Source organism: Streptomyces johnsoniae, assembly GCF_031845565.1.
GTDB lineage: Bacteria > Actinomycetota > Actinomycetes > Streptomycetales > Streptomycetaceae > Streptomyces > Streptomyces johnsoniae.
The window spans coordinates 20,930-47,529 of the sequence record NZ_JAVREV010000017.1 but is presented as its reverse complement, the minus strand read 5'-3'; the positions used below and the strand labels follow the sequence as shown (position 1 = coordinate 47,529).

At 71.7% G+C, this 26,600-nt stretch carries 19 protein-coding genes; 8 read left to right on the top strand and 11 right to left on the bottom strand.

What is annotated here, in order from left to right:
- Nucleotides 1-276 precede the first annotated feature (276 nt).
- The 9 genes from argF to RM779_RS26375 form a co-directional block, all read right to left on the bottom strand.
- Nucleotides 277-1,275, bottom strand: coding sequence for an ornithine carbamoyltransferase (argF, locus tag RM779_RS26415; RefSeq protein ID WP_311620264.1), 999 nt, complete (start codon nucleotides 1,273-1,275; stop codon nucleotides 277-279).
- Nucleotides 1,276-1,370: 95 nt separating this feature from the next.
- Nucleotides 1,371-2,603, bottom strand: coding sequence for an arginine deiminase (locus RM779_RS26410; RefSeq protein ID WP_311620263.1), 1,233 nt, complete (start codon nucleotides 2,601-2,603; stop codon nucleotides 1,371-1,373).
- Nucleotides 2,600-3,778 (bottom strand): hypothetical protein, encoded by a 1,179-nt coding sequence (locus RM779_RS26405; RefSeq protein ID WP_311620262.1) that lies wholly within the window; start codon nucleotides 3,776-3,778, stop codon nucleotides 2,600-2,602. The genes RM779_RS26410 and RM779_RS26405 overlap by 4 nt, the downstream gene beginning before the upstream one ends.
- Nucleotides 3,775-6,129, bottom strand: a complete 2,355-nt coding sequence (locus RM779_RS26400) for a hypothetical protein (protein WP_311620261.1) — start codon at nucleotides 6,127-6,129, stop codon at nucleotides 3,775-3,777. The genes RM779_RS26405 and RM779_RS26400 overlap by 4 nt, the downstream gene beginning before the upstream one ends.
- The gene (locus RM779_RS26395) at nucleotides 6,126-6,941 is read right to left on the bottom strand and encodes a hypothetical protein (protein ID WP_311620260.1); all 816 of its coding nucleotides are present in this window, start codon (nucleotides 6,939-6,941) and stop codon (nucleotides 6,126-6,128) included. Before RM779_RS26395 ends, RM779_RS26400 begins: the two co-directional genes overlap by 4 nt.
- Before the next feature lie 187 nt (nucleotides 6,942-7,128).
- Nucleotides 7,129-7,809: a Crp/Fnr family transcriptional regulator gene (locus RM779_RS26390; RefSeq protein ID WP_311620259.1), complete on the bottom strand. Its 681-nt coding sequence runs from the start codon at nucleotides 7,807-7,809 to the stop codon at nucleotides 7,129-7,131.
- Between the two features lie 74 nt (nucleotides 7,810-7,883).
- Nucleotides 7,884-10,445, bottom strand: a complete 2,562-nt coding sequence (locus RM779_RS26385; RefSeq protein WP_311620258.1) for a polynucleotide kinase-phosphatase — start codon at nucleotides 10,443-10,445, stop codon at nucleotides 7,884-7,886.
- Nucleotides 10,442-11,959, bottom strand: a complete 1,518-nt coding sequence (locus RM779_RS26380) for a 3' terminal RNA ribose 2'-O-methyltransferase Hen1 (protein ID WP_311620257.1) — start codon at nucleotides 11,957-11,959, stop codon at nucleotides 10,442-10,444. Before RM779_RS26380 ends, RM779_RS26385 begins: the two co-directional genes overlap by 4 nt.
- 40 nt (nucleotides 11,960-11,999) lie before the next feature.
- The gene (locus RM779_RS26375; protein WP_311620256.1) at nucleotides 12,000-12,755 is read right to left on the bottom strand and encodes a Clp protease N-terminal domain-containing protein; all 756 of its coding nucleotides are present in this window, start codon (nucleotides 12,753-12,755) and stop codon (nucleotides 12,000-12,002) included.
- Between the two features lie 155 nt (nucleotides 12,756-12,910).
- Between RM779_RS26375 and RM779_RS26370 the strand changes: the two genes are divergently transcribed.
- Together RM779_RS26370 and RM779_RS26365 are read left to right on the top strand one after the other, a co-directional pair.
- Complete coding sequence (locus RM779_RS26370) at nucleotides 12,911-14,170, top strand: Nramp family divalent metal transporter (protein ID WP_311620255.1); 1,260 nt, start codon at nucleotides 12,911-12,913, stop codon at nucleotides 14,168-14,170.
- 71 nt (nucleotides 14,171-14,241) lie between these two features.
- Nucleotides 14,242-15,087, top strand: a complete 846-nt coding sequence (locus RM779_RS26365) for a GNAT family N-acetyltransferase (protein WP_311620254.1) — start codon at nucleotides 14,242-14,244, stop codon at nucleotides 15,085-15,087.
- Here the strand turns inward: RM779_RS26365 and RM779_RS26360 are convergent.
- Both RM779_RS26360 and RM779_RS26355 read right to left on the bottom strand, forming a co-directional pair.
- Nucleotides 15,082-15,357 carry a hypothetical protein gene (locus RM779_RS26360; RefSeq protein ID WP_311620253.1) on the bottom strand — a complete coding sequence of 92 codons (276 nt, stop codon included), beginning with the start codon at nucleotides 15,355-15,357 and terminating at the stop codon, nucleotides 15,082-15,084. The genes RM779_RS26365 and RM779_RS26360 overlap by 6 nt on opposite strands.
- A 187-nt stretch (nucleotides 15,358-15,544) precedes the next feature.
- Nucleotides 15,545-17,074 (bottom strand): helix-turn-helix domain-containing protein, encoded by a 1,530-nt coding sequence (locus tag RM779_RS26355; protein ID WP_311620252.1) that lies wholly within the window; start codon nucleotides 17,072-17,074, stop codon nucleotides 15,545-15,547.
- A 486-nt stretch (nucleotides 17,075-17,560) separates the two neighbouring features.
- Here RM779_RS26355 and acnA point away from each other — a divergent pair, with 486 nt between their 5' ends.
- The 6 genes from acnA to RM779_RS26325 all read left to right on the top strand — a co-directional run bounded on the left by acnA (nucleotide 17,561) and on the right by RM779_RS26325 (nucleotide 26,590).
- Nucleotides 17,561-20,281, top strand: coding sequence for an aconitate hydratase AcnA (gene acnA, locus RM779_RS26350; RefSeq protein ID WP_311620251.1), 2,721 nt, complete (start codon nucleotides 17,561-17,563; stop codon nucleotides 20,279-20,281).
- Between the two features lie 252 nt (nucleotides 20,282-20,533).
- Entirely contained in the window at nucleotides 20,534-21,952 is a 1,419-nt protein-coding gene (gene ngcE / locus RM779_RS26345; RefSeq protein WP_311620250.1) for an N-acetylglucosamine/diacetylchitobiose ABC transporter substrate-binding protein, read from the top strand.
- Nucleotides 21,953-21,968: 16 nt separating this feature from the next.
- Nucleotides 21,969-22,994, top strand: a complete 1,026-nt coding sequence (locus RM779_RS26340) for a carbohydrate ABC transporter permease (protein WP_311620249.1) — start codon at nucleotides 21,969-21,971, stop codon at nucleotides 22,992-22,994.
- Between the two features lie 25 nt (nucleotides 22,995-23,019).
- The gene (locus RM779_RS26335; RefSeq protein ID WP_077058391.1) at nucleotides 23,020-23,883 is read left to right on the top strand and encodes a carbohydrate ABC transporter permease; all 864 of its coding nucleotides are present in this window, start codon (nucleotides 23,020-23,022) and stop codon (nucleotides 23,881-23,883) included.
- A gap of 171 nt (nucleotides 23,884-24,054) precedes the next feature.
- Nucleotides 24,055-25,239 (top strand): ROK family transcriptional regulator, encoded by a 1,185-nt coding sequence (locus tag RM779_RS26330; RefSeq protein WP_311620248.1) that lies wholly within the window; start codon nucleotides 24,055-24,057, stop codon nucleotides 25,237-25,239.
- A gap of 244 nt (nucleotides 25,240-25,483) precedes the next feature.
- Entirely contained in the window at nucleotides 25,484-26,590 is a 1,107-nt protein-coding gene (locus RM779_RS26325) for a sugar ABC transporter substrate-binding protein (protein WP_311620247.1), read from the top strand.
- The last annotated feature ends 10 nt before the right edge of the window (nucleotides 26,591-26,600 follow it).

The window sequence follows — 26,600 nt, the reverse complement described above, 5'->3', positions numbered from 1 at the left end:
GGGCGGGCGGCGGCTTCGGGAGCCGCATGGCGCACCCGCGAGGTGTGCACGAGGAGCGGCCGGTGCCAAGCCCTCTGTCGGCCGCGGCCCCCCAAGTCCGTGGCCTTCCCCGGAAGATGGCTCGGACGATAGCACCGCCCCGCGCGGGTAATGTAGATCCCGTGTGCGACCGGAACGCGTCCTTCACGTGAACTGACGTATGCGCCGGAGGGGTGTGCGTGCACTCTGGACGTTCGGACGACGGACCCCAGCGCCCGCGGGGGCGTCGCTTGCCGGTCAGCCGAGGGTCGCGACCATCAGGGCCTTGATGGTGTGCAGCCGGTTCTCCGCCTGATCGAAGACGACCGACCGCTCGGACTCGAAGACCTCGTCGGTGACTTCGAGCGAGTCCAGACCGTGCCGCGCGTGAATCTCCCGGCCGACCTCGGTGCCCAGATCGTGGAACGCGGGGAGGCAGTGCAGAAACTTCACGTCCGGGTTGCCGGTGGCGCGCAGCACGTCCCCGGTCACCGCGTAGGGGCGCAGCAGCGCGATCCGTTCGTCCCATACCTCCTTGGGCTCGCCGAGGGAGACCCACACGTCGGTGGCGACGAAGTCGGCGCCGTGTACGCCCTCGGCCACGTCCTCGGTGAGCGTGATCCGCGCACCCGTCTCCCCGGCCAGGCGCCCGGCCTCCGCCTGCACCGCGGCATCCGGCCACAGTTGCGCGGGCGCCGCGATGCGCACGTCCATGCCGAGCAGGGCGCCGGTGACCAGGTAGGAGTTCCCCATGTTGTTGCGGGCGTCGCCGAGGTAGGCGAAGGACGTCCGCTCCAGCGGCCCCGGCCCGTGCTCGGCCATGGTCAGCACGTCGGCCAGCATCTGGGTCGGATGCCACTCGTCCGTCAGGCCGTTGTAGACGGGAACGCCCGCGTGCGCGGCCAGCTCCTCCACGGTGCGCTGGGCGCTGCCCCGGTACTGGATCGCGTCGAACATGCGGCCGAGCACGCGGGCCGTGTCGCGTGCCGACTCCTTGCGGCCGATGTGCGAGCCGGAGGGGTCGAGGCAGGTGGTCGCCGCGCCCTGGTCCGCGGCGGCCACCTCGAACGCGCAGCGCGTGCGCGTCGAGCTCTTCTCGAAGACCAGCGCGATGTGTTTGCCCGTCAGGGCCCTGGTTTCGCTGCCCGACCGCTTGGCCGCCTTCAGCTCCGCGGCCAGGGCGATGAGCGAGCGGAACTCCTCGGGGGTGAGGTCGAGCTCCTTGAGCAGGTGGCGGCCCGAAAGCTCTGTCGCCATGTCGACTCCGTACGTCGCGCGAATCTTGTTGAAATAGTATGCGGAATTCTACATGAATATGCAGATCGCGCCAGGGGGCGGACGGCGGTGCGGGCTCACACCGCGTCCCGTTCCACGGGACAGCTCATGCACCGCGGGCCGCCCCGGCCGCGTCCCAGCTCGCTGCCCGGGATCTCCAGCACCTCGAAGCCGTGCTCGCGCAGATGCGTGTTCGCGGTGACGGTCCGCTCGTAGGCCACCACCACACCCGGTTCGACCGCCAGCACGTTGCAGCCGTCGTCCCACTGCTCCCGTTCGGCCGAGTGCACGTCCTGGACCGGGGCCAGCACCCGGATACCACCGAGGCCGAGCGCGGCGGCGATAGCCCGGTGCATGTGCTCCGGCGGGTGGTCGGTGACCTTCAGCTCCTCGTCGCCGGAGCCCGGCTGGATCGTGTACGAGCGCAGCATCCCGAGCCCCGCGTACTGGGTGAACGTTTCCCCGTCGACCATCGTCAGCACCGTGTCCAGGTGCATGAACGCCCGCCGCTTCGGCATGTCCAGCGCGACGATCACGCGCGCCGAGCCGGCCGCGAACAGCCGCCGGGCCAGCAGCTCCACCGCCTGCGGCGTGGTCCGTTCGCTCAGCCCCACCAGCACCGCGCCGTTGCCGATGACCAGCACGTCCCCGCCCTCGATGGTGGACGGGTGGGCACCGAGGCCCTCCGACCAGATGTGGAAGCCACCGGCGCCGGGGCCGGTGAACAGCGGGTGGTGGCCGTACACGGCCTCGAAGTGCACACTCTCCCGGTGCCTGGCGGGCCAGCGCATCGCGTTGATCGCCACCCCGTCGTACACCCAGGCCGAGGTGTCCCGCGCGAAGAGGTGGTTGGGCAGCGGATTGAGCAGGAAATCGTCCAGGTCCATCACGTGGAACCGCACCGAGGCCGGCTCCTCGTACCGCTCCAGGTACTCCCGCTTCGTCATGCCGCCGATCAGTACCTCGGCCAGCTCCGCCGTCGGCAGCCCGTCGAACACCCCCCGCAGCCGGTCCGTGGCCAGCGGGCCGTACTCGCGCTCGTCGAAGACGCGGTCGAGGACCAGGGCCCGCGCGGCGGGCACGTCCAGGCTCTCGGTCAGCAGGTTCCCGAACAGCCGCACGTCGACGCCGCGGGAACGCAGCAGCTCGGCGAAGATGTCGTGCTCCTGCTGGGCCCGCCGCACCCACAGCACGTCGTCGAAGAGCAGCTCGTCCTTGTTCGTCGGCGTGAGCCGTTTCAGTTCGAGGCCGGGGCGGTGGAGGATCACTCGGCGCAGCCGCCCGGTCTCGGAGTCGACATGGAAGGTCATGGGTCCATTCTGCGGCCCGGCCCCCCGCCGGCCGCGGGGTCCTCGGTCTCCTGCGTCTCCTGGGTCTCCTGCTGCGTCTGCCAGAACACCTCGCGCCGCGCCTCAGGCAGCTCGCCGCCCGCCACCCCGGGGTCGGGCGTCGTCCGGCGCGCCGCGGTGTCGATCATCCGCTGCGTGCCCTGCCGCACGAAGTCGACCACGGCCTGCGCCTGGTCCCCGAGCTGCCAGGACTCCAGCATGCCGCCCTCGATCAGCCGGGACAGCAGCTCCATGCCGTCCCGTCTGGCCGTCAGCTGCTCGTTCTTCAGCATGCTCCTGATGCCGGGGATGTCGTCGCGGTGGCGCGCCATCAGCTCGGCCATCACCGCCGTGTCGCCCTGCGACATCGCCTGCTGGAAGTGCGTCGCCCACTCGCGGACGACGGTGCGCTCGTGCTCGTTCTTCATGAGCTGGAGCTGCTGTTCCAGCCGTTCCATGGCCTGGCCGTGCTGGGCCCTCAGCACCTCGCCGGCGTGCTTGATCGTCAGCTCGTCCGGCGTGATGTCGACGAACACCTCCAGCTCGATGCCGTACCTGGTGCCCAGGTCACCGCCGCTCAGCTCCTGCCGCACCGCCGCGTCCACCTGCTCGGCCTGCGTGATCGGGAACCGCCGCGAGATGTCCTTCAGCCGCTCCTCCCAGAGCGGCGCCAGCAGCTTGGCCACGTCCGACACCTGCTCCCTGGCCACCCGCAGCGGGTCCGCCACGCGCCACGCCACCCCCACCCGCACCGGGAAGAAGGAGACGCTGTCCGCGGCCGGCAGCCGCATGTGGAACGACAGGGTGTGCGTGCCCAGTTGTATCTCGAACACCGCGTAGGGGCGGCGCAGCAGCCGCAGCGGCCAGACGCCCTCCTGCCCCTCGGGCAGGACCACGCGCGGCTGCCTGCCGCGGAAGAACAGCACCGAGGCCACCTGCGCGCTCGGGTGCCGGAACGGCCAGGTCGGCGCGTACTCCCGCAGGAACGGGCCCGCCAGCTCCTGCGCGGGTGCTGAGGGCGCCGCGGGCGCGGCGGGCGCGGCGGGCATGGCGGGCCGCTGGGCCGCGAAACCGGGCCCGGCCTGCGGTGGGTGGATGGGTCTCGGCTGCGGCAGGTGCGGGGGCGGTTGCGGCTGATTCCAGGTGTGCGCGTTCATACGGTCGATTCCCTTCTGCGCGTGCTCGGTATGGGGGCGGCGGGAGTGTCCCGGCCGCCGGGGCGCGGCCCCGGCCCGGCGCCCAGGGCCGCGCCGAGCCGTTCGACCGTCGCGGGCGGAATCGGCTCGTCCGGGTCGCGGGCCAGCCGCGTCACCAGGGCCCGCAGTCGTGCGGCGTCGGCCGGGCCGCTCACCAGCAGCGGCAGGAACGCGCACAGGGCGTCGAGCAGCTCCGCGTTCCGCGCCGAACGGCGCATCCACGACCTGAAGCCCACGAGCACGGCGTCCCGCGATCTGGCGGTGTCGAGCCCGGCCCACACCAGATCGGCGAGCAGCGGTGCCCGCTCGGGTCCGGCCGCGATCAGCGCGGCGATCAGCGGCCAGTTCTGATGGCCTTCGAGCTCCGGCTGCTCGTCCAGACCCCACAACTGCCAGGTGCGGCTTCCCGTCAGCTGGATGATGCTCAGCAGCGCGAGGTCCCTGCGGCCGATCCGCCGGTCCCCGAGCCACTGGCCGAGCCGCCGAAGCACGGTGTCCGGCTCGGCCCCCGCGGCCAGCCGCACCACGCTGTAGGACACGTCCTGCAACTGCGCCCAGACGGCCTCGGGCTCCGCGTCGTCCCCCGGCTCGGAGAGCGGGCCGAGCGCGTCCAGCGAACGGGCCACGGAACCCGCCACCGTTCCGTAGCCGTGGACCAGGGCGGCCGTGCTGCGCAGCAGTTCGTTGCCGTCCTCGGCCCACCCCCGCACCAGGGACGCGACGACGGGCCGCAGTGGCGGGGTGCGGGCGGTCTGCGCCAGGGCGGTGGCGGCGGCGAGCCGCTGGGTGCCGGACTCGGAGCCGGCCAGCGGTATCAGCAGTTCGGCCTCCGCGAACGGGAAGTCCAGGATGGCCAGCGCGCCCGCCGCGAGCGCGGCCGGCACCCAGGCCAGCGGGCGCGGGTCGTCGCACTGGGCGCTCAGCCACCGGCACATCGGGCCGCGGGCGTTGTGGTGCATCTCCCAGACGTGGGAGAGCACCGCCCAGGGCAGGCCCCGGCCCTCGAACCGCACGGTGCGCACCGGCACCTGGTCGTCGCCGAGGGAGACCTCGCCCGTACCGAGCCCGGCGCGGGCCGCGGTCAGCCGGGCCCGCAGATCGTCGGTGAACAGCGGCCGGCCCGGCGTCCGCGCCGGGTCGAGGGTCGTGGCCAGCTCCCAGGTCAGCGCTTCGGCGGCCTCGGCGGCCACGCTGAAGGGCGCGCCGTCGTACACCGCGAGGCCCAGGCGCAGCGCCGCGGGCCGCAGTGTCGGCAGCGCCGCGCGCAGGGTCGCGCCCCGGCCCGCGCCGGCGAACCACAGCGCGGCCTGCCGGGGCGCGAAGAGCGTGCATTCGGCGAGCAGGCCCGCGTCGTCCAGGTCGCCGCCGGCGTGCCGGGCCAGGAGCCCGGCCAGCGCGACCGCCTCGCGCGGGCGCAGGCGCGTGAGACCGAGTGCGCCGCGCACGTCGTCGCGCTCCGCGACGCCCAGCGCGTGCGTGCGCCGTTCCTCGCCTTTCACCAGTGAGGCCACGTGCCGCTTCAGCACCTCCTGCGGCGGGGGTGGCAGGAACAGCCTTCCGTACCGGCCGCGCAGCAACGCGTCGCCCAGGTCCCCGGCGTCCACGACCAGGACCAGATGGGCGTCGCGCTCGGCCAGCAGGGCGCCCAGCCGGTCCAGGTGCAGCTCGGCGGGACGGCCGGTGCCGCCGGCCAGTTCGAGGGCGTAGCCGTGGCCCTCCCGGATGGCGTCGCCGGACAGCGCGGCCAGCTCGGTGCGCGGGTCCATGCGCTCCACCGCGCCGTGTGCCACCTCGTCCAGGAGGGACACCGCCGTGCAGCCGCGCCCGCTGCCCGGCTCGCCGCACAGTGCGAGCACGCGGTGCCCGCGGAGGTGGTCGAGCAGCGCCGGGTACTCGGGTGGCGGCGCGAACACCAGGCGCAGGCGCCGCAGTTCCTCGGTGGTCACCGCGCCGGTCACCAGGGGGGCGGTGCGCGGCCCGTAGTGATAGTGGTGGGTGTCGCCGACCTGTACCCGGTCGATGCGGGAGCTGTCGACCAGCGTGCTGCTCCCGTGCACGGTGGTGTAGCTGGCGCGCGCCTGACGCACGGCGTGCACGGTGGTGTAGTTGGCGCGCGCCTGACGTACGGCGTGCACGGCGCCCGCGCCGTGTGCGCCGTCCCGCGGGCCGGCGTGCGCACCGGAGAACCGGTTCTCCTTGCCCTCCCGGCCGCCGTCGTCCTTCCCCTCGTCCTTGCCGCCGCCCTTCGGACCGCCGCCCTCGGGGGATCTGCCCTTCGCGTCGTCCGCGTCCTGTCCGCCGTCCTCGCTCACCGCTGCTGCCCGCCGCGGCGCGAGCGGTTGCCGTGCTTGATGGTCAGCCCGCCCTCGATGGTGCGGGCCGACACCACGGTGCTGTCCCCGTCGTGCACGTCGATGCGGTACCGCGACAGGTCCCGTTCCGTATCGCCGCCCGCCGCGCCGGGCTCGCGCCCGTCCGCCGCGGGCGGTGCCCCGCCGGGGGCGGTGCCGGTGCCGCCTCCCCCCGTCAGGTCAGGCGGCACCGGCAGCCCGGGAACGCGGAACCAGGCGATCTCGTCCGTCTCCTTCACCGAGACGCGGAACGGCCGGTACGCCTCCGGCTCGACGAACCGCTCGCCGACGCTGTCCGCGATCACCGCGTCGTGGAAGGGGTCGGAGACGACCAGCACCAGATCGCTGTCGGAGGCGTCGAGGACGCGCCGCGCCGGATCGCAGTCGCACAGCCGGCAGGCGAGGTCGACGGCTCGGCCGACGGGGCCCCTGCCGTCGTGCGAGACCGGGCCCTGGTGCATGGCGAGCCGCATCCGCAGCCGGTCGTGCAGCACGGGCCTGCGCTCGATCAGGCCCTGCCGCACCTCCTCAAGCCACACGCCCGCGATCAGCGCGGGCGGCACCCCCGGCTCGAACGACAGCAGCAGCCCGTCGCCCCGGTCGACGACGTCCACCTGCTCCGGTCCGACGTCGACGGCGTCGAGCGCGTCCTGGAACACCTGGTAGAGACTTTCCCGCATCCGCAGTTTCGCGCCGAGATTCAACCGTCCGGAATCCTTGACGTCCCCGCAGACCACGAGCCGGTACACGGCCCGTTCTTCCGTACTGGCCACGCTGTCCCCCTGCCGCCTTCTCTCCCCCCTGAGTGGGGCGTTCGGGGAACAGCGTGGCGCGGATGCGGTGGGCGCGATGTAGCCGTTTACACAACCGGCGCCGATTGAGGTGATATTCGGGGCGCACGCCACCGTCGTGCGCCCCCGTCGCGCGCGCCCCCGCCTAGTTCGTGCGCCCCGCGCGCGGTCAGTCGCGGCCCGCGGCCAGCAGGCGCAGCACGCCGATGTCCTTCACCACCAGCCGCCGGGTGCCCGTCTCCACGAGCCCCTGGCCGCGCAGCAGCCGCAGCGCCTTGGCGACCGCCTCCCTGGTCGCGCCGACCGCGGCGGCCAGGTCGTGCTGGGGGAGCGGCAGGTCGACGACGACCCCCTCGGGCGCCTGCCGCCCCGCCCGTTCGACCAACTCGACCAAGCGCGCCGCCAGCCGTTGCAGCACCGGCTCCGAGGCCAGCGAACGCCGTTCCACGTCCGCGCTGCGCAGCCGCGCCGACAGCTGGCGCATGATCAGCTGCGTCGCGGCCGGACGGGCGGAGAGGAACCGGCGGAACCGTTCGCCCGGCAGCACCACGCACTCCACCGGGCCGAGCGCGGTGACCGTGGCGCTGCGCGGATGCTGGTCCACGGCCGCCAGGTCGCCGACCACCTCGCCAGCGCCGCGCAGCGCGAGGATCAGCCGGGTCCCGCGCTCGGTGCCGACCGAGACGACGGACCAGCCGCTGAGGATCGCCAGCACGAAGGTGGTGGTGTCACGCTCGCGCACCATGACGTCGCCCGGCGCGTAACTCCGGGGTGCGCCCGCGGCGATGAGCGCGCGGCGGTCCTCGCGCGCCAGCGCGTCCAGGAAGGGGTCCTGCCCGAAAAGACTCATGCTCGCCCCCCGCGGCACGCTGTCAGAACCGCCGCACACCCGTCAATACACGCCGGAGTCACCGCCGTTCGCGACTACAGGCGCGGGTCCACCGGCTCGGACTCCAGCGCCAGCACGGCGAATACGGCCTCGTGCACGCGCCACACCGGCTCGCCGTCCGCGACCCGGTCCAGCGCCTCAAGACCCAGCGCGTACTCACGCAGGGCCAGCGACCGCTTGTGGCCCAGGCTCCGCTGCCGCAGGCGCGCCAGGTTCTCCGGGCGCGTGTACTCGGAGCCGTAGACGATCCGCAGGTACTCCCGGCCGCGGCACTTGATGCCCGGCTGGACCAGCCGCCCGTCCGCGCCCCGCACATACGCCGCGCGCGGCTTGACGACCATGCCCTCGCCGCCGTCCGCGGTCAGGCCGAGCCACCAGCGCACGCCCCCGGCCACCGACTCCTCGTCCCCGGTGTCCACCGCCAGCCGCCTGGTCGTGGCGAACAGCGGGTCCCGCGCCACCACGCGGTCGATCAGCGCCAGCTGCTCGTCGTGCGGCAGCGCGGCGAGCGAACGCCCCTCCGCGGCCAGGAGCTGGAACGGCGCGATGCGCACGCCGTCGAGCCCCTCGCCCGTGGGCCGGCAGTACATGCGGTACGCCGCCGTGAACGCCTCGGCGTCCGCGGCACGTTCCCGCTGCCGCGCGGTGAGGGACGCCACGTCGACACCGCGCGCCGCCGCCGCGCCGAGGGCGGCCAGCGCGCCGGGGAACACGGCCCGCGCCGCGGCACCGACCGACGCGTACTGCTCGCGCAGCAGGCCGCCGGCCTTCAGCGACCACGGCATGATCTCGGTGTCGAGCAGCAGCCAATCGGTGCTCAGCTCCTCCCACAGACCCGCGGCCCGCACCGCCTCCGCGATGCGGCCGAGGACCGCCTCGGTGGTGGCGGGGTCGGTGAAGAAGGGGCGCCCGGTCCTCGTGTGCACGCTGCCCCGCACGCCGTCGGGCGCCTCGAAGCGCTTCGCCGCGGCCGCCGCGTCGCGGCACACCAGGACGACGGCCCGCGAGCCCATGTGCTTCTCCTCGCACAGCACGTCGCGGACGCCCGCCTCGCGGTACGCGGCGAACGCCTCGGCCGGGTGCTCCAGGTAGCCGTCCAGGTCCGAGACCGCGCAGGGGGCCATCGTCGGCGGCAGGTGGAGCAGCAGCCGCGGGTCGACAGCGAAGCGGCTCATCACTTCGAGCGCCGCCGCCGCGTTCTCCTCGCGCACCGACAGCCGCCCCGCGTGGCGGGTGCTCACCACGCGGCGGCCCTGCACATCGGCGAGGTCGAGGGGCCGGACGGCGCTGCCGGGCGCTGCCGCGGACAGCGGCCTGACCGGCTCGTACCAGACCCGTTCCGCGGGCGTGTCCACGAGCTCGCGCTCCGGCCAGCGCAGCGCGGTCAGCGCGCCGCCGAAGACGCAGCCGGTGTCGAGACAGAGGGTGTTGTTGAGCCAGGCGGCCCGCGGCACCGGGGTGTGGCCGTAGACGACGGCGGCGGAGCCGCGGTAGTCCTCGGCCCACGGGTAGCGCACCGGCAGCCCGTACTCGTCGGTCTCGCCGGTCGTCTCGCCGTACAGCGCGTGCGAACGGACCCGGCCCGAGGCCCGGCCGTGGTACTTCTCCGGCAGCCCCGCGTGGCTGACGACGAGCCGGCCGCCGTCCAGCACGTAGTGGGAGATCAGCGAGCCGATGAACTCCTGCACGCGGCCGGCGAACCCCGGGTCCGCGGCCTCCTCGCGCGCCAGCTGCTCGATGGTCTCCGGCAGCCCGTGCGTGAGCCGGACGTTGCGGCCCTTCAGGTGGCGGCCCAGCTTCTCCTCGTGGTTGCCCGGCACGCACAGCGCGGTGCCCTCGGCCACCATGCCCATCACCAGCCGCAGCACGCCCGGGGAGTCGGGGCCGCGGTCGACGAGGTCGCCGACGAAGACCGCGGTGCGGCCTTCGGGGTGCACCGCGTTGACCGCGCGGCCCGAGGCATCGCGCTCCAGGCGGTACCCGAGCGGGCCGGTCAGCAGCGTCTCCAGCTCGGCGCGGCAGCCGTGGACGTCGCCGATGAGGTCGAACGGGCCGGTCACGTGCCGCAGATCGTTGTAGCGGCGGGTCAGCCGGATCTCGGCCGCGTCCACCTCCGCCTCGCCGCTGAGCACGTGCACGTACCGGAAGCCCTCGCGTTCGAGGCCGCGCAGCGAGCGGCGCAGCTCGCGGCGCTGACGGGGAACGACGTACCCCGGCAGCGCGGCGCGCTCGGGACGGGCGGCGTTGCGCTCCACGCACAGCCGCTCGGGCACGTCGAGGACGATGGCGACCGGCAGTGCGTCGTGCTCGCGCGCCACCTGGATCAGCTGCCTGCGGGCCTCGCGCTGCACGTTGGTGGCGTCGACGACGGTGAGCCGGCCGGCCGCCAGGCGCTTGGCGACGATGTAGTGCAGCAGCTCGAACGCCTCGGGCGTGGCGCTCTGGTCGTTCTCGTCGTCGGCGACCATGCCGCGGCAGGCGTCGGACGAGACGATCCGGGTGGCCGCGAAGTGCCGCCGGGCGAACGTGGACTTGCCCGATCCGGTGGTGCCCACGAGCACGACGAGCGAGGCGTCGGGAACGGTGAGGTCCGTCATGCGGCGGCCTCCTTCTTCTGCTCGGTGGCGGGTGCGCCCGCGGGGCCTGAACCGCGGGTGAACACGGCGAGCTGGGTGGGCGGCCCCGCTTCCGGGTCCTCGGGTCCCACGGGCCGGAACGTGGCGGTGTAGCCGTACCGTTCCGCGATTTCGGCGGCCCAGGCGGCGAACTGGGCACGGGTCCACTCGAATCGGTGGTCGGCGTGCCGGAACTGCCCGGCGGGCAGCGTCTCCCAGCGGCCGTTGTACTCGGCGTTCGGCGTGGTGACGATCACCGTCCCGGGCCGGGCCGCGCCGAACACGGCGTGGGCGAGCGCGGGCAGTCGCGGCGGGTCCACGTGCTCGATCACCTCGCACAGCACGGCCGCGTCGTAGCCCTCCAGCCGCGCGTCGGTGTACACCAGCGAGCCCTGGAGCAGGCGGAGCCGCGCGCGCTGCCGCTCCGGCATGCGGTCCACGCCGAGCCGCCGGTGGGCCGCGGCCAGGGCGCGCGCCGAGACGTCCATGCCGACGACCTCCGTCAGCCGTTTCTCGGCCAGCAGCGCCCCCAGCAACTGCCCGCCGCCGCAGCCGAGATCGAGCACGCGGCTCGCGCCGCTCGCCCGCAGCGCGTCGAGGACCGCGGTGCGCCGCTGGACGGCGAGCGGCACCGGGGCCCCGGCGCCCTCCCCGGCCGCCGGGTCCTCGTCCGCGGCGCCGTCCTGGTCGTCGGCGACGGCGTTGTCCAGCTCCTCGACGGCGCCGTCGTCCAGCTCGGCGAGCCGCGCCAGTTCGAGCCGCGTCAGCGCCTGCCGGGTCAGGGCGGTGCGGTGGGCCAGGTAGCGGTCGACGATCAGCCTGTGCTCCGGGTGCCCGGCCAGCCAGCCGTCCCCGGCGCGCAGCAGCTTGTCCACCTCTTCCGCCGTGATCCAGTAGTGCTTGGCCGCGTCGAGCACCGGCAGCAGCACGTACAGCTGGCGCAGCGCGGCCGACAGCGTGGCCGTGCCGGTCAGCGTCAGCCGCAGATACCGGGAGTCGCCCCATTCGGGGAACGCCTCGTCCAGCGCGACCGGCACCGCCGTCACCGCCCAGCCCAGCGGCTCGAACAGCCGCCGCACCACGTCCGCACCGCCGCGCGCGGGGAGCGCGGGCACCTCGATGCGCAGCGGCAGCGCCCGCCCCGGCAGCTCGGGGCGGGCCGCGCAGTCGCCGCGCAGCGCGGTGCGGAACACCTGGCCGAGCGCGACCGCGAGCAGTGAGGAAGCCGCGTAGGGGCGGTCGTTCACGTACTGGGCGAGCGTGGCGTCGGGCGCGGCCCCGCGCCCGCGCCCGCGGTTGCGCACGAGCGCGACCGGGTCGACATCGAGCAGCAGGGCCACGGTGCAGCGCCGTTCGTCCGCCACCGGGTAGAAGACGTGGGCCGGGCCTGCGGACGTGCTGAACTCCTGGGCCTTTTCCGGGTGTTTGTGCAGCAGGAAGCCCAGGTCTGTGGCGGGGCGGCCGGCGTCGCCGGCCGCGGATATCGTCAGGAACACCCGTCGAAGTATGCCGCGAACGGGTCGGCGGCCGACGGAATTATCGTGTGCCGCCCGGCTCGTGGCCGACCTGCCGCTCCAGCCGCTCCAGGCGTTCGACCAGCGGCGCCAGCTCCCGTTTGACCACCTCCGCGAGGGCGCCGGCCCCGGCCGCGCCCGCTCCGGGGGCGGCCGCGGCGGTCTGGGCGCGCAGGTGCACGTAGCCGGCGAGAGCGGCGTTGACCGCGCGGCGGGCCAGCCGGTACTCGGCCCCGAGGGCGCGCAGCGTGCGGCCCGCGGTGCCCTCCGGCTCGCTGATCATGCCGAGCAGCAGGTGCTCGCAGCCGATGTAGTTGTGGCCGAGGCCGGTCGCCTCGGTGGTGGTCATCTCCAGGGCGTTGGCCGCGGCGGTGCTGAACGCGGGCCCGCCAGGCTCGCGGTCGCCCTCGCCGCCGCGGCGGGCCAGCTCCTGACGCACCGTCGCCGGGGCGACCTCCAGCACGTCCAGGACGCGCAGTGCGAGGTTCCCCTCCTCGGCCAGGACGCCGTCGAGCAGGTGGCGGGTGGTGATCACCCCGCCGTTCTCGGCCGCGGCCAGCCGTTGGGCGTGCTTGATCGCGCTCCTGGCGCGGGGGGTGAAGCTGACCAGCGCCGTGGGGTCTTCGGGGTCGAACGTGTCCGCGGTGCTCTCGCGGATCGCGGTGATGCGGCGCACGGCCTGCTCCAGGGCGCGCTGGCAGACGGCTGAGACGGGGATGCCGGTGTCCTTGACGGCCTCCGCCAGCTCGTCCGGCAGATAGACGTTGATCTTGGGCATGGAAGTACCGCCCCTTCGATGGGGTTATTGGATAACCCCAAAGTAACCCCTTTGAGTCCGCGGCGGAAGGGCGCGGGCGTGCACCGGCGTGCACCGGCTCATCCGTTATTGGCGTGTGCTAATCAAACGGCGTGCGCCGGGGCAGGATGTCCCGCGTGGCGAAGACGACGCATGAGCAGACCGAACCGCCCAGGAGCCGCTGGCGGTTGATAGGCCCGGGCCTCGTGGTCGCGGCGACCGGAGTGGGCGCGGGCGATCTGGTCGCGACGGCCGTGGCCGGCGAACGGTACGGCTACACGCTGGTGTGGGCCGCGGTGCTCGGCTGCCTGATCAAGATCTCCCTCGCGGAGGCCACCGGCCGGTGGCACCTGGCCACCGGCCGAACGATCTTCGAGGGCTGGCGCGGCCTCGGCCGCTGGACCGCGGTCTACTTCGGCATCTACATCGTGGTCTGGGGCTTCGTCTACGGCGCCACCGCGATGTCGGCCAGCGCGCTGCCGCTGGTCGCCCTCTTCCCCGACGGCCCCTCGCTGCGCACCTGGGGCATCATCGCCGGGCTGCTCGGGCTCGTGTGCGTCTGGTTCAACCGGTACGCCGTCGTCGAGAAGCTGATGATGGCCTTCGTCGGCGTGATGTTCGTGGTCGTCGTCGGCATCGCCATCCGGGTCGGCCCCGACTCCGGCGCCCTCGCCGCGGGCCTGGTGCCGACCCTGCCGGACGGGTCGGTGCTGTACACGCTCGGCCTCATGGGCGGCGTCGGCGGCACGATCACGCTGGCCGCCTACGGCTACTGGGTGACGGCCAAGGGCTGGCGGGGCCCGTCGTGGATGCCGATGATGCGTCTGGACAACCGCGTCGCGTACGCCACCACCGGCCTGTTCGTCGTCGCCATGCTGGTGATCGGCGCGGAGCTGCTGAACGCCGCCGACCTCGCCCTGAGTCAGGGGGACCGCGGCCTGCTCGACATCGGCGACGTGCTGGAGGAACGCTTCGGCACGGTCACCGCGAAGCTGTTCCTGATCGGTTTCTTCTCCGCCTCTTTCAGTTCGGTGATCGGCGTCTGGCACGGTGTCAGCCTGCTGTTCACCGACTTCCTCGGCCACGTCAAGCCCGCCCTCTCCGTGCCCGAGGAGGACAGGGAGCGCTCCCGGCCGTTCCGCGCGTACCTGCTGTGGCTGACGTTCCCGCCGATGGGCCTGCTGTGGCTCGACCAGCCGATCGGGCTGATCCTCACCTACGGCGTGCTCGGCGCGTTCTTCATGCCGTTCCTCGCGCTGACCCTGCTGTGGCTGCTGAACTCCGACCGCGTGCCGCGCCAGTGGCGCAACGGGCCGCTCAGCAACGTGATGCTGCTGGCCTCGGGCGTGCTCTTCCTGGTGCTGTGCGTGCAGCAGGTCAGGGATTTGCCCTGGTAGGGGCGCGCGGCCCGACCGCGCGCGCACAAAAGGAGTGGTGCGCCGGGCGTGCGGGCGCCCACGATGGGGCGATGAGCTGGCGCACGACGCATGACGCCGGGGCCTTCGTGGCGGCGGCAGGCGACTTCCTCGCCTCCCGGCCGGTCGAACACACGGTCCTCCTCACGCTCACCGACGCGCTGCGGCGCCCGGCCGGCCGGGCCGCCGGCGCGCCGCCGCCCTGGCTCGGCTGGTGGCAGGAGGCGGACGGCCGGGTCCTGGCCGCGCTGGTGCACACGCCGCCCGGCGGCGTGCAGGTCAGCGGACTGCCCGCGTCAGCCGTGGCGCCGCTGGCCGGACTGCTGGCCGGAGCGGTCGGGGAGCACGCCCCCACCGCGGTCGACCTGCCGGCGGAGTCCGCCGCGGCGTTCACCCGGGCATGGGGCCAGGGAACCGCCGTCGCCTACGGGTCCCGGCTGTACCGGCTGGGCACGCCCGCGGCGCCCGAGCCCGCCCCGCACGGCCGGGCCAGGAGCGCCACGGCGGCGGACCGTGCCCTGCTGACGGCCTGGGCCACGGCCTTCTGCGCGGAGGTCGGCATGCCGACGGCCACGGCGGCCGGGGTCGTCGAGGACCGCCTGCGCCACGACGGCATCGTGCTCTGGGAGCACGAGGACGGCGCTCCGGTCGCGATGGCGACCCTGACCCGGCGCATCGAGGGCACCGTGCGCGTCGCCTTCGTCTACACCCCACCGGAGCACCGCCGGTGCGGCTATGCCGCGGCTGTCACCGCGGCGGCGGGCAGCCGCGCCCTGGCGGCAGGGGCGGCGGAGATCGTGCTGTTCACCGATGTGGCGAACGCGACGACCAACGCGCTCTACCAGCGCCTCGGCTACCGGCCCGTCAGCGACCGGGTGGCGCTGCGCCTGCCGTCATGACACGAAGGGCGCGGCGACCAGGTACGGCAGGCTCCCGGCCAGCAGCCCGGCGAAGACGACGGTGGCCGCCCGCGCCTTGGTGCCCTCCCTGCCGCGGGTGAGCAGGCCCGTGGCGACCAGGCCGAAGGCGCCGAGCAGCAGCTCGTAGAGCACGAACACCGGGGATGCGAGCACCGCGAGCACGAACGTGGCGCCGAAGAGAACGAGCGTCCGCCCGGTCGCCTTGTTGTCGAGCCTCTTGTCCAGCCTGTTGTCCAGTGCCTGGTCCATGACGGAACTCCTCACCGCAGCCGGGTGTTCACCGGTCCTGTGAGCACGATCCCCCGGAACGCCCCGGGTCATGCGGCCCGGCGGAATTGGCCGGTCCGGTGAGGAAAACGCGACCGAATCGTGACTCCCTCCAGTATGCCCCCACGGACCCTCCGCCCCGCGAGGGGTCCGTGGGGCGGGCGGCGCGTCAGATGTCCCGGAAGGTCTCGATCTGCGCACCCACCGAGTTCAGCCGCTCGGCCAGGTCCTCGTAGCCGCGGTTGATGACGTAGACGTTCCGCAGGACGGAGGTCCCCTCGGCGGCCATCATCGCCAGCAGGACGACCACCGCGGGCCGCAGCGCCGGCGGGCACATCATCTCGGCCGCCCGCCACCGCGTCGGGCCCTCCACCAGCACCCGGTGCGGGTCGAGCAGCTGGAGCCGGCCGCCCAGGCGGTTGAGGTCGGTGAGGTAGATGGCGCGGTTGTCGTAGACCCAGTCGTGGATCAGCGTCGAGCCGTGCGCCGAGCCCGCGATGGCCGCGAAGAACGGCGCATTGTCGATGTTGAGGCCGGGGAACGGCATCGGGTGGATCTTGTCGATCGGCGCTTCGAGCTTGGAGGGCCGCACCGTCAGGTCGGCCAGCCGGGTGCGTCCGTTGTCCGCCGCGTACTCGGGGCCGAGATCGTGGTCCAGGCCCATACCCTCAAGAACGGCCAGCTCGATCTCCAGGAACTCCAGCGGCACCCGGCGGATCGTCAGCTGCGACTCGGTGACCACCGCGGCGGCGATCAGGCTCATCGCCTCGACCGGGTCCTCCGAGGGCGAGTAGTCCACGTCCCGGTCGATCTCCGGCACGCCGTGCACGGCGAGCGTGGTCGTGCCGACCCCGTCGATCCGCACCCCGAGCTGCTCAAGGAAGAAGCACAGGTCCTGGACCATGTAGTTGGACGACGCGTTCCTGATGACGGTGACCCCGTCGTGGCGGGCGGCGGCGAGCAGCGCGTTCTCCGTGACGGTGTCCCCGCGCTCGGTCAGCACGATGGCCCGCTCCGGCCCGATCTGCCGGTTGACCGTGGCGTGGTACATGCCCTCGGTCGCGGTGACGTCGAGCCCGAAGCGCCGCAGCGCCATCATGTGCGGCTCGACCGTGCGGGTGCCCAGGTCGCAGCCGCCCGCGTAGGGGATCTTGAAGTGGTCCATGCGGTGCAGCAGCGGACCGAGGAACATGATGATGCTCCGGGTGCGGCGCGCCGCCTCCTGGTCGATCGCGTCGAGATCAAGCTCGGCCGGGGGGATGATCTCCAGGTCGGCGCCCTCGTTGATCCAGCGGCTGCGGACGCCGATCGAGCCGAGGACCTCGAGGATGCGGAAGACCTCCTCGATCCTGGCGACCCGGCGCAGCACGGTACGGCCGGAGTTGAGCAGGGTGGCGCAGAGCAGCGCGACGCAGGCGTTCTTACTCGTCTTGACGTCGATGCTGCCGTGCAGACGCCGTCCGCCCACCACCCGCAGATGCATCGGGCCGGCGTAGCCGAGCGAGACGATCTCGCTGTCCAGCGCTTCGCCGATGCGCGCGATCATCTCAAGGCTGATGTTCTGGTTGCCTCGCTCGATGCGATTGACCGCGCTCTGGCTGGTCCCGAGTGCTTCCGCGAGCTGTACCTGCGTCCAGCCGCGATGTTGGCGTGCGTCCCGAATGAGCTGACCGATCCGGGCGAGGTAGTCATCGATCATGCTATCGAGCCTATCTCACATATGAGATGAGGCGTGTTGGTGGGGGCCGTTCGGGTGATGGCGCGCCGGAGCGTCGGCGTGTCGCCGTCCCGCGGACGGCCGTGCGGTCCACTCGGACGAGCGGCGGCGGGGAGCGTCCCCCTTCCGGGCCCAGGCGGCGTGTCGGGCGGCAGCGCCGGGGCCGAACGGAACGGTCCCGGCGGCCGGCGGCGGCGCGGACCCCCGTACGGCGGTCCGCCCGGTTGCGCGATCAGGCCGCATCCCGGCGTCCCGGCCGCCGGGGGCGGCGGCACGGGCGGTCTTGCGCATGATCCGCGGACGCGCATGCGTTAGGGTTATCTCGACATCGAGATATCTGGTGACAGGACGACGCTGCCACCGCATCGCCCCCGGCGGCCAGCTTAGGGTCACCTCAGCGAGACCCGGCGCGGAGCGGGCGGCAGGATGCGTAGTACGCGCGAATTTCATGTGTTGAAGGAGACAGTCGTGTCGGCGAACAGCTTCGACGCCCGCAGCACACTGCGGGTGGGCGACGAGTCGTACGAGATCTACCGGCTGGACAAGGTGGAGGGGTCGGCCCGCCTGCCGTACAGCCTGAAGGTCCTGCTGGAGAACCTGCTCCGTACCGAGGACGGGGCGAACATCACCTCCGCTCACATCCGGGCGCTCGCAGGCTGGGACGCGAACGCCCAGCCGAGCCAGGAGATCCAGTTCACGCCGGCCCGCGTGATCATGCAGGACTTCACCGGCGTGCCCTGCGTGGTGGACCTCGCCACCATGCGCGAGGCCGTCCGCGAGCTGGGCGGCGACGCCTCGCGGATCAATCCGCTCGCTCCCGCCGAGCTGGTCATCGACCACTCGGTCATCGCCGACAAGTTCGGAACGGCCAACGCGTTCCAGCAGAACGTGGAGCTGGAGTACGGCCGCAACCGCGAGCGTTACCAGTTCCTGCGCTGGGGCCAGACCGCGTTCGACGAGTTCAAGGTCGTCCCGCCGGGCACCGGCATCGTCCACCAGGTCAACATCGAGCACCTGGCCCGCACCGTCATGGTGCGCGGCGGCCAGGCGTACCCGGACACGCTGGTCGGCACCGACTCGCACACCACCATGGTCAACGGGCTCGGCGTGCTCGGCTGGGGCGTCGGCGGCATCGAGGCCGAGGCGGCCATGCTCGGCCAGCCGGTCTCCATGCTCATCCCGCGGGTCGTCGGCTTCAAGCTGACCGGCGAGCTGCCCACCGGGACCACGGCCACCGACCTGGTGCTGACCATCACCGAGATGCTGCGCAAGCACGGCGTCGTCGGCAAGTTCGTCGAGTTCTACGGCGAGGGCGTGTCCGCGGTTCCGCTGGCCAACCGCGCGACGATCGGCAACATGTCGCCCGAGTTCGGCTCGACGGCCGCGATCTTCCCCATCGACGCCGAGACCGTCAACTACCTCAGGCTCACCGGCCGCGACGAGCAGCAGCTCGCCCTCGTCGAGGCGTACACCAAGGAGCAGGGCCTGTGGCACGACCCTGCGGCCGAGCCGGACTTCTCCGAGTACCTGGAGCTCGACCTCGCCTCCGTCGTGCCGTCCATCGCTGGCCCCAAGCGTCCGCAGGACCGCATCGCCCTCACCGAGGCCAAGCGCAAGTTCGCCGATGACGTGCGTGCCTACGTGCCGGACGTCGACGGCGACGAGGCGGGCAAGGAGTCCTTCCCCGCCTCCGACTCCCCGGCGGTCAGCAACGGCATGCCCAGCCACCCCGTCACCGTGACCGGGGCCGACGGCACCACCTTCGAGCTGGATCACGGCGCCGTGACGGTGGCCGCGATCACCTCCTGCACCAACACCTCCAACCCCTCCGTGATGGTGGGCGCCGCCCTGCTGGCCAAGAAGGCGGTGGAGCGCGGTCTGAGCCGCAAACCGTGGGTCAAGACCACGCTGGCGCCCGGCTCCAAGGTCGTCATGGACTACTACGACCGGGCGGGCCTCACTCCCTACCTGGACAAGCTCGGATTCAACCTGGTCGGCTACGGCTGCACCACCTGCATCGGCAACTCGGGCCCGCTGCCCGAGGAGGTCTCGCAGGCGGTCAACGACAACGACCTGGCGGTCGTCTCCGTGCTCTCGGGCAACCGCAACTTCGAGGGCCGCATCAACCCGGACGTCAAGATGAACTACCTGGCGTCCCCGCCGCTGGTGGTGGCCTACGCCATCGCCGGTTCGATGAAGGTGGACATCACCTCCGAGCCGCTGGGCGCCGACCAGGACGGCAGGCCGGTCTACCTGCGCGACATCTGGCCCACCGAGCAGGAGATCGAGGAGGTCGTCGCCTCGGCCATCGGCCAGGAGATGTTCGGGCAGAGCTACTCGGACGTCTTCGCGGGCGATGCCCAGTGGAACGCGCTGTCGATTCCCACCGGGGACACCTTCGAGTGGGACCCGGAGTCCACCTACGTCCGCAAGCCCCCCTACTTCGAGGGCATGACGACGAAGCCGGCCCCCGTCACCGACATCACCGGCGCGCGGGCGCTGGCCAAGCTCGGCGACTCGGTGACCACCGACCACATCTCGCCCGCCGGCGCGATCAAGGCGGACACCCCCGCCGGGAAGTACCTGACCGAGCACGGCGTTGAGCGCCGGGACTTCAACTCCTACGGTTCCCGCCGCGGCAACCACGAGGTGATGATCCGGGGCACGTTCGCCAACATCCGGCTGCGCAACCAGATCGCGCCCGGCACCGAGGGCGGCTACACCCGCGACTTCACCCAGGAGGACGCGCCGGTCTCGTTCATCTACGACGCCGCGCGGAACTACGAGGCCGCCGGCACCCCGCTGGTCGTCCTGGCGGGCAAGGAGTACGGTTCCGGCTCCTCGCGCGACTGGGCCGCCAAGGGCACCGCGCTGCTCGGCGTGCGGGCCGTGATCGCCGAGTCCTACGAGCGCATCCACCGCTCCAACCTGATCGGCATGGGCGTCCTGCCGCTCCAGTTCCCCGAGGGGCGGACGGCCGCCGCGCTCGGGCTCACCGGTGAGGAGACCTACTCCATCACGGGCGTCACCGCGCTGAACGAGGGCGGTATCCCCGCGACCGTCAAGGTGACCACCGACACCGGCGTCGAGTTCGACGCGCCGGTCCGGATCGACACCCCGGGCGAGGCCGACTACTACCGCAACGGCGGCATCATGCAGTACGTGCTGCGTTCGCTGATCGGCGCCTGACCGACGCCTGTCCCGGCGTCCGTCCGACGCCGGGACACCGGCGACGCGGAGTCATCGCCGCACGCCACCGGGGCCGCCCTCCCGTTCCTTGAGGAGGGCGGCCTCGCTGTGTGTCGCGGAGATCTCAACTCGGAAAAGCCTGTGGGCGATCCAGTCCGCGATCTTTCGCGGCCGCGCCAAGTGGACTATACCTGTCGGGGATTCCGGCGGCGACCCACCGCCCGCGTCCCTTGTGAAGGCGAGGACTTGAACATGACTTCCAGTCCGTACCTCAACCGCCGCACGCTGATCAGGAGGTCCGCAGCGGCGGGGCTGTTCACCATCCCGGCCGTCGGTGCCCTCTCCTCCTGTGCCAGTGGCGGCGACGACGGCGACAGCGTCGAGCGCCAGGAGGCCACCGACTCCAACCCGTTCGGCGTCAGCCCGGACGCCGAGCTCGAAGTCGTCATCTTCGACGGCGGTTTCGGCGACCAGTACGCCCTCGACGCCGAGGAGATCTACCAGGGCAGCTACGGCTCCGTCGACCACACCAAGACCACCGAGATCCGGACCAGGCTCCAGCCCCGCATGGTGCAGGGCGACCCGCCGGACGTCATCAACAACAGCGGCGCGGACGCCATGGACATCGCCGCGCTGCTCCGCAACGATCAGGTGCACGACCTCACCGAGCTGCTGGACGCGCCGTCCCTCGACGACCCCTCGGTCACGGTCCGGGACACGCTGATGCCGGGCGTCGTCGAGATGGGCCAGTTCGGCAGCGACCCCGTCTATCAGTTCAACTACGCCTACACCGTCTACGGCCAGTGGTACTCGCGCACCGCGCTGGAACGGCTGGAGGTGGAGTACCCGCGCACGTGGGACGAGATGATCACCGTATGCGAGAAGGCCAAGCAGGAGGGCATCGCCGGCTGGACCTATCCCGGTGTTTATCCCTACTACTTCAACTTCACGCTCTACCCGTTCATCGGGAAGATCGGCGGCGCCGATGTCCTGCGTGCCATTGACAACCTGGAGCCCAACGCCTGGCGCCACGATGCGGTCCGGGCCGCGTTCGAGGCGTATTACGAGCTGGTGGCCCGCGGTTACATCCTCCAGGGCAGCCCGGGGCTGACCCACGAGGAGTCGCAGGACGAGTGGAACCAGGGCCGGGCCCTGTTCATCCCCAACGGCTCCTGGGTGGAGAACGAGTCCGCGCAGAACACCCCGGAGGACTTCGAGATGGCGGTGGGGCCGCCCACCAGCCTGGACTCCTCCGACGCCATGCCGTTCGAGACGATCTGGGCGTCGGGCAGCGAGCCGTTCTTCGTCCCCGCCGATGCGGCCAATGTCCCGGGCGGACTTGAATTCCTGCGCATCATGCTCGGCGCCGAGTCCACGCGGAACTTCACCGAGCTGGTCTCCTCCCTGACGTGCGTGCGCGGCGCCGCCGACGGGCTCACCCTGCCGCCCGGCCTCACCAGCGCCAGCGAGACCCTGGCCGCCGCGGGCGACAATCTGCTGATCCCCCGGATGCCCGACTGGTACCGCCAGCTCAACAACGAGGAGATCGGCGGCGCCATCGCGGCCATGATGGCCGGCGAGATCGAGCCCGACGAGGCGATCACCCGCTGCCAGCGGGCCGCCGACGCCACGGCTCAGGACGACTCGATCACGAAGTTCCAGCACATCTGAGCGGGGGAGGGGCGGTATGGAAGTCCGCAAAGAACGGGAGGCCGCGAGCCTGCCTCCCACTACCAGATTGCACCTAGCGGCGGCGTTCTTCCTGCCGCCCCGGCTCACTCCCCAGCGCGTGCGGTACGACCGGCGTTACCGGACGCTCGACAAGTACCGGTTCATCTCCTGGTTCCTTTCGCTGCCGCTGCTGGTCTATCTGCTCTTCGTGGTGTCGCCCTTTCTCCAGGCGTTCTACTACTCGATGACGGACTGGTCGGGTTTCAGCAGCAATTACACGTTCACCGGTTTCGAGAACTACGAACGCCTCTGGAACGACGACAAGTTCTGGGACGCCATGGGCAACAGCCTGGTGCTGCTCGTCCTGGCACCCGTCATCACGCTCTCCCTCGGCCTGTTCTTCGCCTACATGGTGAACGCGGGCGGCAGGCAGCGGAGCAACGAGACGGTCTCCGGGGTCTTCGGCTCCCGCTTCTACAAGATTGTCTACTTCTTCCCGCAGGTGCTGTCCCTGGCGATCATCGCGGTGATCTTCGCCCGCATCTACAGCCCGCGCAGCGGCATCCTCAACGAGGGGCTCGGCGCGGTCGGCCTCGACTCCTGGCGCCAGGAGGACTGGCTCGGCGGCGACCTGGCGCTGTGGTGCGTGCTGGCCGTGCTGTGCTGGTCCTTCGTCGGCTTCTACGTGGTGCTGTTCTCGGCCGCGATGAGCTCGATCCCCCGGGAGATCTACGAGGCGTCGCTGCTCGACGGTGCCGGGCGGACCGTGACGTTCTTCCGCATCACGTTCCCGCTGACCTGGGAGACGATCCGCACCGGCTGGATCTACATGGGCATCCAGGCCCTGGACGCCTTCGCCCTGGTGAACGTCATGGTGCCGGAGCACGGCATGGACGTCGTGCCGACCTATCTCTTCGAGAAGGCGTTCCGCGACGGCCAGGCCGGCTACGCCACCGCCATCGGCGTGGCCCTATTCCTCGTCACCCTCGTCTTCTCGGTGCTGATGATGCTCGTGGGCCGCCGGGATCGGATCGAGTACTGAACGCCTCACCTGGGGAGATCTTCGCATGAGCGAGCAGCAGCACAGAGAAGCCGGCGAGCGTACCGGCGGTGTGCTCAACGTCTTCGCCCACTCCTTCCTCGTGGTGTGGGTCATCCTGGCCGCCGGGCCGCTGATCTGGGTCGTGATCTCCAGCCTCCGCCCGCACGCGGATCTGGTATCGGACCCGTTCGGCCTGCCCACGGGCCTGGAGTGGGACAACTTCACCAACGCGTGGACCAACGCGGACATCGGCCGCTACACCATGAACTCGCTGATCATCCTGGCCGGATCGCTTACCGGCACGATGCTCCTGGGCTCCATGGCGGCCTACGTCCTGGCGCGGTTCACCTTCCGCGGCAACCGCCTCATCCACCTGCTGTTCGTGGGCGGAATGATGTTTCCGGTGTTCCTCGCGCTGGTGCCGCTCTTCTTCATTCTCAACAACTTCGGTCTGCTGAACACCCGGCAGGGCCTCATCATCGTCTACATCGCCTACTCGCTGCCGTTCACCATCTTCTTCCTGGTCTCCTTCTTCCGCACCCTGCCCACGGGCGTGCAGGAGGCGGCCACCCTGGACGGCGCGTCGCACACCAGGACGTTCTTCCAGATCATGATGCCGATGGCCCAGCCAGGACTCATCAGCATCGGGATCTTCAACTTCCTCGGCCAGTGGAACCAGTTCGTCCTGCCCAGGGTGCTGAACATCGGCGACCCGGACGATGCGGTGCTGCCGCAGGGACTGGCCGCGCTGATGGTGCAGCAGGGCTACGAGGGCGACTGGGGTGCGCTGTACGCGGGCGTGACCATGGCGATGCTGCCGGTCCTGGTCGTCTACATCACCTTCCAGCGGCAGGTGCAGACGGGGCTGACGGCGGGCGCGGTGCGGTAGCGAGGGCATTCCCGGACACCTCGACACCTCGGAAGGGCAAGCGGTTTCCCTGCTGTTCTCCCATGCCCGCCCTTGAGTTCATATAGTGGGCCCGGCGCCGTCTCCTACCGCTGTCGGAGCGGCCGGCGGGCCCACGTGGCGCCCGCCCGGAGACGGGAAGTGGAGTGAGCCGTGGAGACTCCGGGGTCGCAGTCCTCGCTGCACCGGGCCAACCTGGAGAGGGTGGTCCGCGCCGTGCGGGCGGCCGGTTCACTGACCCAGGCGGACATCGCCAGGACCACGGGACTGTCCGCGGCGACGGTGTCCAATATTGTTCGGGAATTGAAGGAGCTCGGCACGGTCGAGGTGCGCACCACCTCGGCCGGCGGCCGGCGGGCGCGGAGCGTGTCGCTCTCCAGCGACGCGGGCATCGTCGTCGGCGTCGACTTCGGGCACTCCCATCTGCGCGTGGCCGTGGGCAATCTGGCCCACCAGGTGCTGGCCGAGGAGGCCGAGCCGTTCGACGTGGACTCCTCCGCCGACCAGGGCTTCGGCCGGGCCGAGAAGCTGGTCGCCCGGCTGCTGGGGGTGGCCGGCGTCGACCCTGCGAAGATCATCGGCATCGGTCTTGGCGTTCCGGGACCGATCGACGTGGAGACCGGGGCGCTCGGCTCCACCGCTATCCTGCCGGGCTGGCGCGGCACCAATCCGCGCGAGGAGCTGGCCGCGCGCACGGGCGTCCGGGTCCACGTGGACAATGACGCCAATCTGGGCGCGCTCGGCGAGTTCGTCTGGGGCAGCGGGCGCGGCTCCGGCGATCTGGCGTACATCAAGGTGGCCAGCGGTGTCGGCGCCGGCCTGGTCATCAACGGGCAGATCTACCGCGGCCCCGGGGGAACGGCGGGGGAGATCGGCCACATCACGCTGGACGAGTCGGGCCCGGTCTGCCGGTGCGGCAACCGCGGCTGCCTGGAGACGTTCACCGCGGCCCGGCACGTGCTCCCGCTGCTGCACGCGAGCCACGGTCAGGACCTGACGATGCACCGGGTCGTGCAGCTGGCCCGCGAGGGCGATCCCGGCTGCCGCCGGGTGGTCGCCGACATCGGCCGCCACATCGGGACCGGCGTCGCGCAGCTGTGCAATCTGCTCAATCCCAGCCGTATCGTCCTCGGCGGGGATCTCGCCGAGGCGGGCGAGATCGCTCTCGGGCCGATCCGCGACTCGGTCGGCCGTTACGCCATACCGAGCGCGGCCCGCCAGCTGTCCCTGGTGCCGGGGGCGCTCGGCGGCCGGGCGGAGGTGCTCGGCGCGCTGGCGCTGGTGCTGCGCGAGATGGGCGACGGGATGCTGCTCGGACCGGTCGGTGCCACGGCCTGACCGGCCTCGTTGAAGAGTTAAGAAGTAAATCCAACGAAAAACAAAGAAAAGCGTCACTTCCGAACATGTGGAGTGGCGCTTTCTACCCCTGTAATTATTTGCCGAAACCTTCGTTTCAGCCGTGAAGGAAGGTATCGGTTTGGTTGAACCCGGGTTTATGTATTGACGGCAAGAAGCAGGCGGAGTTAGCTCTCAGCCGACCCATGGCCGCGGTATGCGGCCCAACCGGGAGGCGGAGCCAACTATGCGTCAACATCTGAGAGTTCTCGCCGCGGGAGCCGCGTCCATCGCCCTGACGGTTGCTCTGGCCGCCTGTGGCGAGGCAGGCGGCGGCGACGACGACGAGGGGAACGACGGCAACGGCGGTGAGTCCGGCGGCACCATCGGCCTGCTGCTGCCCGAGGACGCCACCACGCGTTATGAGTCCTTCGACCGTCCTTATATCGAGGGCAGAATCGCCGAACTGTGTGCGGAGTGTGAAGTCCAATACAGCAACGCCAGTGAGGACACCAACCTCCAGAAGCAGCAGTTCGACGCGTTGCTGACCCAGGGTGTCGACGTGATCATCCTCGACCCGGTGGACGCCTCGGCCACCGCGAGCTGGGTGGAGGACGCGGCCGCCGAGGGCGTCCCCGTCGTGGCCTACGACCGGCTCGCCGAGGGCCCGATCAGCGCCTACGTCTCCTACGACAACGAGCGCGTCGGCCGGCTCCAGGGCGAGTCCCTGCTCGCCGCCCTGGGCGACGAGGCCGAGGGCGCCAACGTCGTCATGATCAACGGCTCGCCCACGGACCCCAACGCCCCGATGTTCAAGCGCGGCGCCCACTCCGTGCTGGACGGCACCGTCGAGGTCGTCTTCGAGCAGGACATCCCCGGCTGGGAGGCCGCCACGGCCAACGAGGAGATGACCGCGGCCATCGAGTCCCTGGGCGAGGAGAACATCGACGGGGTCTACGTCGCCAACGACGGCATGGCCGCCGGCGTCATCACCGCGCTGAACTCGGCCGGCATCACGGACATCCCCGTGGGCGGCCAGGACGCGGAGCTCGCCGGCCTCCAGCGCATCGTCGCCGGTGAGCAGACGTTCACCATCTACAAGGCCCTGCGGGTCGAGGCCGAGACCACCGCGGAGATCGCCGTCCGGCTCCTCAACGACGAGGACTTCTCCGAACTGACCCCGGACAGCGTCGACAGCCCGACCGAGCAGGGCGTCCCCAGCGCGCTGCTCGAACCGGTCGCCGTCACCGTCGACGACATCACGGACACCGTCATCGCCGACGACTTCTACACGGTCGAGGACATCTGCACCGACGACTTCGCCCAGGCGTGCGAGGAGGCCGGACTCGGCTGAGCCGGCCGGC

Bases quoted from the DNA above. Each gene is read 5' to 3' on its own strand.
- argF (WP_311620264.1), bottom strand. From the start codon at position 1,275: ATGGCGACAGAGCTTTCGGGCCGCCACCTGCTCAAGGAGCTCGACCTC.
- RM779_RS26410 (WP_311620263.1), bottom strand. From the start codon at position 2,603: ATGACCTTCCATGTCGACTCCGAGACCGGGCGGCTGCGCCGAGTGATC.
- RM779_RS26405 (WP_311620262.1), bottom strand. From the start codon at position 3,778: ATGAACGCGCACACCTGGAATCAGCCGCAACCGCCCCCGCACCTGCCG.
- RM779_RS26390 (WP_311620259.1), bottom strand. From the start codon at position 7,809: ATGAGTCTTTTCGGGCAGGACCCCTTCCTGGACGCGCTGGCGCGCGAG.
- RM779_RS26385 (WP_311620258.1), bottom strand. From the start codon at position 10,445: ATGACGGACCTCACCGTTCCCGACGCCTCGCTCGTCGTGCTCGTGGGC.
- RM779_RS26375 (WP_311620256.1), bottom strand. From the start codon at position 12,755: ATGCCCAAGATCAACGTCTATCTGCCGGACGAGCTGGCGGAGGCCGTC.
- RM779_RS26365 (WP_311620254.1), top strand. From the start codon at position 14,242: ATGAGCTGGCGCACGACGCATGACGCCGGGGCCTTCGTGGCGGCGGCA.
- RM779_RS26360 (WP_311620253.1), bottom strand. From the start codon at position 15,357: ATGGACCAGGCACTGGACAACAGGCTGGACAAGAGGCTCGACAACAAG.
- RM779_RS26355 (WP_311620252.1), bottom strand. From the start codon at position 17,074: ATGATCGATGACTACCTCGCCCGGATCGGTCAGCTCATTCGGGACGCA.
- ngcE (WP_311620250.1), top strand. From the start codon at position 20,534: ATGACTTCCAGTCCGTACCTCAACCGCCGCACGCTGATCAGGAGGTCC.
- RM779_RS26340 (WP_311620249.1), top strand. From the start codon at position 21,969: ATGGAAGTCCGCAAAGAACGGGAGGCCGCGAGCCTGCCTCCCACTACC.
- RM779_RS26335 (WP_077058391.1), top strand. From the start codon at position 23,020: ATGAGCGAGCAGCAGCACAGAGAAGCCGGCGAGCGTACCGGCGGTGTG.
- RM779_RS26325 (WP_311620247.1), top strand. From the start codon at position 25,484: ATGCGTCAACATCTGAGAGTTCTCGCCGCGGGAGCCGCGTCCATCGCC.